Annotated in this window: 8 protein-coding genes; all 8 read right to left on the bottom strand. The window is 27.6% G+C overall.

What is annotated here, in order from left to right:
- Positions 1-82 precede the first annotated feature (82 nt).
- Positions 83-520 (bottom strand): helix-turn-helix domain-containing protein, encoded by a 438-nt coding sequence (locus AC5M21_RS15445; RefSeq protein WP_008789192.1) that lies wholly within the window; start codon positions 518-520, stop codon positions 83-85.
- Positions 521-580: 60 nt separating this feature from the next.
- Positions 581-955: a PTS sugar transporter subunit IIB gene (locus AC5M21_RS15440; RefSeq protein WP_008789191.1), complete on the bottom strand. Its 375-nt coding sequence runs from the start codon at positions 953-955 to the stop codon at positions 581-583.
- Positions 949-1797, bottom strand: a complete 849-nt coding sequence (locus AC5M21_RS15435) for an alpha/beta fold hydrolase (RefSeq protein WP_117599142.1) — start codon at positions 1795-1797, stop codon at positions 949-951. Before AC5M21_RS15435 ends, AC5M21_RS15440 begins: the two co-directional genes overlap by 7 nt.
- A gap of 122 nt (positions 1798-1919) precedes the next feature.
- A complete protein-coding gene (locus tag AC5M21_RS15430; RefSeq protein ID WP_008789189.1) occupies positions 1920-2621 on the bottom strand; it encodes a hypothetical protein in 702 nt (233 codons plus the stop codon).
- Positions 2614-3372 carry an ABC transporter permease gene (locus AC5M21_RS15425; protein WP_008789188.1) on the bottom strand — a complete coding sequence of 253 codons (759 nt, stop codon included), beginning with the start codon at positions 3370-3372 and terminating at the stop codon, positions 2614-2616. Before AC5M21_RS15425 ends, AC5M21_RS15430 begins: the two co-directional genes overlap by 8 nt.
- Positions 3362-4255, bottom strand: a complete 894-nt coding sequence (locus AC5M21_RS15420; protein ID WP_008789187.1) for an ABC transporter ATP-binding protein — start codon at positions 4253-4255, stop codon at positions 3362-3364. The genes AC5M21_RS15425 and AC5M21_RS15420 overlap by 11 nt, the downstream gene beginning before the upstream one ends.
- Positions 4256-4296: 41 nt before the next feature.
- Positions 4297-6078 (bottom strand): ATP-binding cassette domain-containing protein, encoded by a 1782-nt coding sequence (locus AC5M21_RS15415; protein WP_008789186.1) that lies wholly within the window; start codon positions 6076-6078, stop codon positions 4297-4299.
- A complete protein-coding gene (locus AC5M21_RS15410) occupies positions 6072-8006 on the bottom strand; it encodes an ATP-binding cassette domain-containing protein (RefSeq protein WP_017144040.1) in 1935 nt (644 codons plus the stop codon). Before AC5M21_RS15410 ends, AC5M21_RS15415 begins: the two co-directional genes overlap by 7 nt.
- Positions 8007-8067: the final 61 nt, after the last annotated feature.

The following is an 8067-nucleotide window of genomic DNA, read 5'->3' as shown; positions in this document are numbered from 1 at the left end:
AACGCTAAAGCTAAAATCTTTACCACGCGTATAACACGTGGTATCAATTTATAATGAAAATGACGCATTTTTGCGTCATTTTTTAAACTGAAATTGATGATATATATCGTTCTACTCTTTTTTTTAACACTTCAACATCATTTTCTGATTTAATTATCATTATGATACTTTCTGGCTGTTGAGATGAAGCTATAACAGTCACAGTTTTATGATTTATTATTGTTTCATCAATCTTATCAAAAATAGTCTGCAACTCTTTTTGGGCTTTTTCGTCTTTATATATAATCTTTGATACCAATTGATACATCTGTTCCATTGAAATAATAATTTCTGATTGTCTCGGTTGACCAAAAACACGCAGCATAGCTTGATATGTTGTTAACCAAACATCACCACTCTTACGGATTTCATCAGAATGAAATCTTTTTCTTTCAACAGCTTTTCTTAATGTATTTCCATTAGCAAGACCCCATTTTTCAGCAGCTTCACTAAATGTTAAAACTTGAGTTAGATCTATCACTATCAGCAACCTCCATTTTTATTAATTATAAATCAATTTATTGAAGTTGTATAGCAAAAATCATAAACTTGCTTTGATATCATCCAATGCTTTCTTACCATTCATAGTTCCAAATGCACGCATATCTACCAAGTGTACAGGAATATTATATGGCATCATAGCTTTGAATATTGTTTCTTTAAGATATCTCACTTGTGGAGCAATCCAAACACTTGTAATAATTTTGTCTAAATGATACTTCTCAACTTGGCGGTCATTAAGTAATTCAGCTGGTCCATACGCCAAAATCATATCATATGATTCCATTAAATGTTCTAAATCTTGCAATACAATAAAAATATGTTCAACCAAAACCTTTTCATCAGAAGCCTGCCCAATCTTTGAACAAAACAAACTGGAAGTTGCACCTCCAGAACAACAAATATATACTAACATGATATAACCCTCCTTATAAACTGTTCCATGTTATAAATAAATTCACTCTCTTTATCAATAAAGACTTCATGACCACATTGATCATATAAATAATACTCAATGTTTGGATTATTATATTTTATGATTTGATTATCTATATATTGGTATTGACATATACGATCGTCTTTTCCTTGCATAATAAGAGTTGGTGTTTCAATGTTTTTTATCATATTCTCGAAAGAATGCTGATAAAACCAAGAAGACATAGCACATATGTGGCGAAGAGATTGAGGTGGATTTAGATCACTGTAAACAAATTGACGAACTTGTGGTATAGAAAAGAATTCTTCAGGCGTAGCATCATCTAATGTCTTAAACGTTTTTATAACACTATCATTGAACCTATGAGTATATGGCTTTTTCATTAAATTATAAAACTCTAATGCTTCTTCCCTATAAAATGTAATAGCGGGACTACTTAATATAACACCACAGAATTGTTCTGCAAACCTTTCCAAACATAAACTTGCTAAGCATCCACCAAATGATCCACCCCATAGAAAAAGATTTTGAATACCCCAACGTTCCTTAATACTCGCAACAATCTGTAAAACATCATTTGTAATTGTTTCAATACTTAAGCCATTTCTCAAGTCATATTCGGATAGACCACTTCCTCTTTGATCAAAATAAATACAATGAAATTCTTGACTTAATGTTTGAAAAGCAGATAATTCCATAATTGCTTTCGCTCCACTTCCTGGACCACCATGTAAGAAAAGAATAGCTGTCTCACTTATTTCAGGTTTTACTGAATAAATTTTGAGTTGACAATCATTAACTTGTAACTTGTATGATTCCATATTGCACCTCCCAGTGTATGTCGCTATATCGTGACATACATAGAATATCATATTTATGAGCATATAACAAGGCTTTTTACATAGAAAAAGAACTCTTTCGAGTTCATCAAGAGGGTTATATATTACATTCCCTTTCTAACAATCCTATTCAAATACACTGTTCCAAACTTTAATACCATACACTCTAGTATTATATAAATGATTAAATAACTCATAGAGTTAAAATTATTATATAATATTTGATCCATTATTTTGAACAAGAATAACTGATACCTTTCATTAAAAATAACCATTCCTGAATAAAAAAATGTAAAACTTTCTACAAAACCAAGAACTGCTTGTACTCTTTGAAAATATAAAGTTAAAAAGATAAATAAATAATTAAGAATACAGTATTGAATCATAGCCAGCAATATATATAGTAGACTTCCACTCAAGGATATATCTATGACGTATTTCACAAAAGGACTTAAAAAAATGAATGACAGAATAACTATCAACACAGATTCTATAAGTATAGGTATTAATCTTACAAAAGAAATTGTCCAATAAGAAACTTTTAAATGATAACAATGTTGAAATTGCTTCAATCTTATTTCACTTTCAATTCTACTAGATACTTCAGCAAAACTATTTATAAGTGAAAACCAAAATCCTATTTTCAATATCATTTTTATATTCAATAAACTTCCTGCAATAATAACAAGAGATATCATTCCCAATAAAAAAATAATTCTCTCAATATAATGAATAACCGTTTGATAAATATAACACTTCTTTGTTTGGAAATAAAACATGAACTCTTGCCCAATCATCTCAAACATAAAAGATACTCCCACTTCTATAATTTTCTTTCATGATCAAATGGTAAAGAAGAACTCCTATTCCTAAGTAAATGAGACCTTGTATAAACAATATTCCAATGAATTGTATATCTATTTGTCCATTTTGCATTCCATGAATAATAACTCGCAATGGCAGAAAAGGAAACAAATATGATATAAATTCAAGGATTGGCAATGATGAAATGTTATATGTAATGCCTCCAAAAAATAGGACAAAGTAATAAAGAAGATTTGGAATAGCTGATAATTTCTTATATTTCAAAGTCATTGCTCCAATAATTAATCCAATAAAATAAGAAATAAATATACACACAATTATAAGCGTTCCTGTTAATATCATAGACATCCCAGACAACCAAGAATAATCAAAATCACCTATGCACAATATTATAGAAAAGACAATACTTGCTTTTATAAAATCATAAATCATTTGAATAAATGATCTTAAGAAAATGATTCTCAAAAATGAAACCCTTGTTCCAAGAATATGAACAAGAGTACCATCCATAATTTCTTCTTCTATAATATAATTTATATTTATAAAACCATGGGTAGCACTATACCATACAAATAATAGAATTAAAACAGTTTCTTTATCTGTAACATCTAAATAATCTAATAATCCTAAAAACAATACTAATAAACCTATATTAGCAAAAAATAAATTAAATTTGAAATGAAACATTTCTTTCCAATATCTACGCCATTCTATTTTAAAATTATACCACATATTCTATACTCTTTTGGAAATCTATAATATCCATACTCTCTTTAGAAAACTCTAAAACATCATATTCTAAAATAATGGCATTTTTTTGTATATCAGTAACATATACTTCAAAATAGGTTTCATTTCTTGTTAATTCTATTTGTGGAAATTGGAAAATGAATTTCTCATACTCTACATCTGCAATACACATATGATAGATGCAAATATCTTCTTTAACATATTGATTTATTGATGTATCTAATGCAATATTTCTATTTTTAATAAAGATTGTGCGACTGTTCATCGCCTTCATAAATGACATATCATGAGATGTCATAAGAATTGTCATATTTTTTTGCTTATACTCAAGTAAAACCTGTGATAGAATGTGTATACTTTTTGAATCTAATCCATTCGTTGGTTCATCTAATAATAAAACTTCTGGTTGGATAATTAAAGCAACAATAAGTGCTAATTTCTGTCTATTCCCCTGTGACAGAGCATCTACCTTTTTATCAAGATGCTGCTTAAAATCAAACCTTTGGCATAAGTCAAGAAATTCTTTTTCAATCAATTGATAACGTATTTTATTGAGTCCAAAAAAATATCTTGCATTCTCATAAGCACTCAAGTATCCATAATATCCTTGTCCACTTTCCATAACAAATTCACATAAATCTAAATTCTTTTTCTTTTGATTATTTATACCAAAAACATAGATATTTCCACTGTCCTGATATATTAATCCAGCAATCATTTTCAGGATTGTACTCTTCCCAGTACCATTTGCTCCTATAAAAGATACAATCTCTCCCCTTGTCATTTCAATATTCAAGTCTTCTATAATTTGATGCTCACCAAATGACTTGCTGATATTTTCAAGTAAAATAGTATCATTATTCATACCTACCTCCAGAAATGCTCTTTTCAACATTATAACATAATCTAAAACTTCTTTATAATATTTATATTTGATACTGCTTTTCTTATCAATACATAAATAAAGTATGAAAATATAAATATAAAGAATATAGCTAATGTTATCAATAAGCATATATGAATAATAACATCTCTATCTAATAAATCTAATCCCCAATAAATACCACTCACTATCATTATCGATATTATCCAAGGATAGAAAAGTAAGTAAAGTTCTTTTTTTAACAACAAATTATTCATTTTCTTTTGTGAAACACCATTAACCTCCAACAAAACCGCTTGCTTTCTCCATTGATATTGATCAAATATTTTTAAAATGATAATAGCGATTATAAATAATCCAATAATAAATCCTATACTCAATTGATTGAAAATCTCTAATTGATTGGAAACACCTATCACCTTCAAAAGATTTGAATGGGCTGATACTTCTAATTGTGGATAATCATCCATAAGAACTTTTAAGACATTTAAATAATCATTAGAGTCATTGAGTTGAATGATAAATGTTTTTGATGATTTTAATTGAATATCTGTATACTTTATTAAGTTTTGATACTCTTGGTAGGGAATATAAATAATTCTTGATAAAGAGGATAATCCTCTATAATCTTCAAACTTCTCGTTTAAATAATTATGTATTGGAAGTGTGAAATGATAGTTAGATAATTGACATTCAATATTTTCATTCTTTTGTTGCCTATACAATTCATAATTCCCATAATATTGTTGATCATTATGAGCATTTTCCTGATTGAGATAATGTTGAAAATAATCAGAACTCATATAAGGGGATAGGAGATATCCATTATCTGTTTCTATAGGTATAAATCTTTGAACATCTTGAATATATTCATTATATTTCATTTCTTTTACTTCATCATTCGATAATGGATAGTTTGCTTCAACAATTATTTGAGTGCTTTGTAGTTCTTCAATTGTATTATTTAATCTTTCTATATACGTTTGGAAGAATACAGATAAAAAGCAATAAAATGTCATGAGTAGAGTAAGTAATATTTTAAAGGTAAGATATTGAAATCGATTATACTTTAATATCTTTCTATAAAATAAATTGAGAGAGTTTTGATATGATGATATTTTTGGATTTGGAATAGTATTATGCGTAATTTGCGTATCTTTTCTATTAATAATTTTTTGTTGTTCAATCTCATAAAGGCAATCACTTACCTCTTTAATAAGTTTGTCGTGAGAAGCAATGAGAATAGTTTTATGATACTTTTCTTTTAAGAGAATCAAAACATCTATTAATTTAAGTTTATTATCATAATCAAGATAAGCAGTAGGCTCATCTAAAATAATCAATGGTGTATCTTTCATCAAAGCACATACAATCGCAAGACGCTGTTTTTCTCCACCTGATAACTTTCTAATGTCTGTTTGATCATCTAAAAAGAGATTGAGGTCAGTCAAATATTCTCTAGCCTGTTTTTCATCAAACTCTTGATGTGAAAGATATGCAAAAAATTGAATATTCTCAAATAGACTCATACTATCAATAAGCTGTATATTTTGAAAAACAAATGCAATATGACTTCTTTGGAATTCTTTCTTTTTTTCCAAAGTTACTGAACAGATATCATAGTCATAGAAATAATAATTCATTTGAGCATTTTGTGTCATAAGTGCAATATCATATAATAAAGTACTTTTTCCACAACCACTCTTACCTGAAAGAACAGTTATTCTTTCATCTGGAATGATAATATGTCCATCTTTTATTAATGGCTTATCAAATGCAAGATTTATATTTTTTAATTCTAACATAAATTATTTTTTTCTCTTCGCAATACATAATACAATATAGCCTGTTCCATTAAAGAAAGAATAATTGCTGTAATCATAAAAATAATCATATTTAACAATAAATAATGTGTTCCCAATACAACAACAGTTAACAAACTTAGACTTATCCAAGAAAACCCATGAATAAATGTTTCAATAGATAAATATTTTCTCATATATGAATGATTAACCCCATTATATACTAATTGTTGTCTTTCTCTTCTCTTAGATCTTAACTGAAAATAAAAGATGACTGCATATACAATAGCACTTAATAAACCAATTCCACCTATAATCATAACTCTACTTTCTTGAAACTCAAATTGTTCTTGAGCTCCCTCAGTATAGAATACTGATTGTGAAAAAACATCATAATCTTCATTTAATTCTGTTAGATCTTTATATACATCAGCTATCTTATCTCTTTCTGCAAAGATGACATAGTCATCATATGAGTATGTCATTGCCGTTACGTTTTCTGCACGAGGTTTACTTCCACTGCTATCTCCGTTATATTGATTAAGTATTGCCTCATACTGCTGATAAGGAATATATATTATATAAGGAGTATCAAAGCTTTTATAATTTTTACTAACATCTATAGCCTCATCAATATCAAATTTCATATCGATTTGTTTATATGATATATATCGATATATTTGACTTTCATTATTATAGATATATTGATAAGTTGGTATATGAAGGGGCAACTCTACTGTATCACCACTTTGAATATTTTGTTCTGTAGCAAACTGAGAAGAAATAAAGATTTTCTTATTATCTTTATCCATATTATTTTCAGGAAAATACGGTTTAACAACAGGGCGTTCTGCAATGACAATATTTTCATCTATAATATGTTCTTGCTCATTACTTATAATTTTAACGCTTTTGGCTTCTGTTGTATTATTTGGATTAATTACTGAAAACTGTCCTATATTATAAATTGATAACACTCCTGAAATATTTTCTATTGCTTCTTTTTCTTTATCTTCTAAGGGTATCGAATTCCATTCTTCACCACTTACATACATTTCATGAGGAGCATATAGTTGACGTTTCCTAAAATAGATCATACTATCTTCTGCTAAATATTGATTGCCTGACAATCCACTGTATAAAGTATATTCATTATTAAACACAACGCCTAACTGAATACATAAAAAGACACCTATGACAATTAAAAACATTTGTTGTAACCATTGAAACTTATTTTTATATTTTAGATATTGAAGTGGTTTAAAATGATTGTTTTGTTTATTGACTAATTCAGATTCATTTTTTAAATGTTGTTCTTTCATTACAATCTGATAATCTTTAATTTCATAGATAACATCACATATTTCTAACAATTCACCTTCATGTGTTGTCAATATAATTGTTTTATCCTTCAACTCTGATAAAACTTTTTTCAATCTAACAATACTCTGATAATCTAAAGATGCTGTTGGTTCATCTAATATAATAATATCTTTTTGACTGAATAATGCTAAAGCTATTAAAAACCTTTTTCTTTCTCCAATAGAAAGTTGACTTGGTGAATGTTTGAGGTTCACCTTATCAATTCCAACCTTCTGAAGATATTTATAAATTATTGATTTCTCCACTTTTTTATCCTTCAATTCTCCATAAAACTGAAAATGTTGAAAGATATTCATATTTTCAAAATAACTTCCATTTTGATCAACATAAAAAACATGATTTAAAATAAACTCTTCCTTATTCATAACTATTTCTTCATTATAAGTTATCTGGCTTTGACTAGTAAGAATAGTTTTTATGAGTGTTGTTTTCCCACTTCCACTAGCTCCTATAACTGCATGAATATTTCCATTATAGAATTTAACATATGCATTTTTAAAAATGTGTTTATTAGAATAACTTATATTAATATCTGAAATATTTAACATATTCAATCTCCTCGTATAATATATTTTGTAAAGATGACTAGTCATCTTTACAAGTTTATTT

The sequence above is a fragment of the Coprobacillus sp. genome (assembly GCF_984815275.1).
Note: the sequence above shows the minus strand (reverse complement) of the source record. Positions and strands in the feature narration are given on the sequence as shown.